The following is a 1,768-nucleotide window of genomic DNA, read 5'->3' as shown; positions in this document are numbered from 1 at the left end:
ATAGTCATTCAACAACAAAATGAACTGATAGCCCAACTACGACAGGAATTAGCAAGCCAACCTGCAACGCAGGAAGCAGGTGCAGTTGGAGGCGCCTCAGGAGGAAGCAAAAAATGTCCAATTTGTTTCAATCCAGTGGAAGATATTAGGGTGTTACAAAGTTGTGGACACGCTGGTTTTTGTGAGGATTGTGCTGGGAGAATTATAGATGAGCAGAGGAGTTGTCCGTTTTGTCGGGAAATACCGTTGTCGTACATGAAGGTTATCGACAAGTCTTTTTATTGAATGTGTACACAGTGCCAGCGTCTTGTTTTATGCTGTGTTTGCTTGAGAACGAGAGGCTCATATTGTGCCAATTATTTTTTCCTGCCAGAAACTCAATCCATTGGTATAAAATTTTTGTCGAGTCTAATAAAACGAGGCTAAACTGTCAATTGCTAAAGCCTTGATAAGAACGTCTGTAGTGTTTAAATATACGACATTACCCTATCTATTATGTATAAATTGCAGTTGTAGTAGTGCAGATGTAATTGTGCAATTGTTTTAACGAAAGCAGGTGAAAGTATGATCTTAGGGTATTCCTTTAAGACGCTTTTGTTTTCAGTATGTTTGTTTTTTTATCAGCAGGGGCTGACAAACGACACCTATGGCATTGAAGAGTTTCTCGAGTATCACAAGGCAAGCTGGAAGCCACCTTCAACAATAAAAGAAAGGCACAAAGGTCAAAGTGTGATGAGCCCACTTGAAAATATCCGTATTGGCTTTATCAGGCTTAATTTAACCTCTGACGATGTATCTGGAGATGAACGACTGGAAATCTGTGAAAATTACGAGGTGGCTGAGCAAGATTTTAATCGTCTGATCAGCTTTTATTTTAATTATGTGAACATGAGTGAACAATATCGAAAATTTCGTATTCAAAGAATGCTTAGACTAATACATTGTATATTCTCCATAAACATTAATAAGACCACTGAAAAAAAACCGGAAGATCAACAGTTAATCAATACAGCGGCAAAAAGCCTTTTTGAACACTTGTTTTTGTCTCATAAAATAAATGGCAGACGGAATCCTTATTTCATTTATTTCGATTTGAGTCCGATTGCATATCAGTCCAATTATTTCGGTGTTAATAACGGTCTGGTCCTGATGTTTCTTGCTTTTCTTGCTCCTCACTTTCTTTCCAAGGATGAACTCTATAACTATATTAGAATTTTGGATAACAGATACACCGAAAAAAGCTACAATCGAGCATTCGATCGTGAACTGCTTTCTGAAAATATCAATGAATATAATTCTCCGCGAAGTATTGCCAATCAATTGACCACAGCTCAATTGGATGCAGGAACAGCACTTCTGATCGGTTTAACCGCAATGGCGTCAGCAGCTTTCCAGCGCATGGATTCAGGGATGGAATGGCAAGAGACACTGGAGACCTTGTTGATAAGATGCTTGCCATATGAGTTACTGGCTATTGTCTACAGCAATATAACCAGTCATTGCCGCCCTGAACACTGGTACCCTGTACCTGCGGTAATGTTTACCGAGGATGGTATGCAAGAGTTTACACAGAGTATCATGGGTATTGACTTCACACACGCATTATCGGTGGTTTCATCGTCAGAAAGTCCGGAGTATCCATCGGGATACTCTGAGGGGACAGACAGCGACGATTCCGTTGAAGAGTCGGATTCAGAACATTGGGATCAGGCCATAGTCATTCAACAACAAAATGAACTGATAGCCCAACTACGACAGGAATTAGCAA

General features: G+C 39.9%; 2 protein-coding genes. Both read left to right on the top strand.

Features of this window, described 5'->3' with window-relative positions; all coding sequences use genetic code 11:
- A partial coding sequence (locus KDK17_RS17190) for an RING-HC finger protein (protein ID WP_257255273.1) occupies window positions 1-285 on the top strand: 285 nt, incomplete at its 5' end.
- A 279-nt stretch (window positions 286-564) separates the two neighbouring features.
- Window positions 565-1,768 (top strand): hypothetical protein (locus KDK17_RS17185; protein ID WP_257255272.1); only part of this gene is annotated, 1,204 nt, incomplete at its 3' end.

This window comes from Endozoicomonas sp. SESOKO2, assembly GCF_024606245.1.
Lineage (GTDB): Bacteria > Pseudomonadota > Gammaproteobacteria > Pseudomonadales > Endozoicomonadaceae > Endozoicomonas_A.
This window is presented reverse-complemented; position numbering and strand designations above follow the sequence as displayed.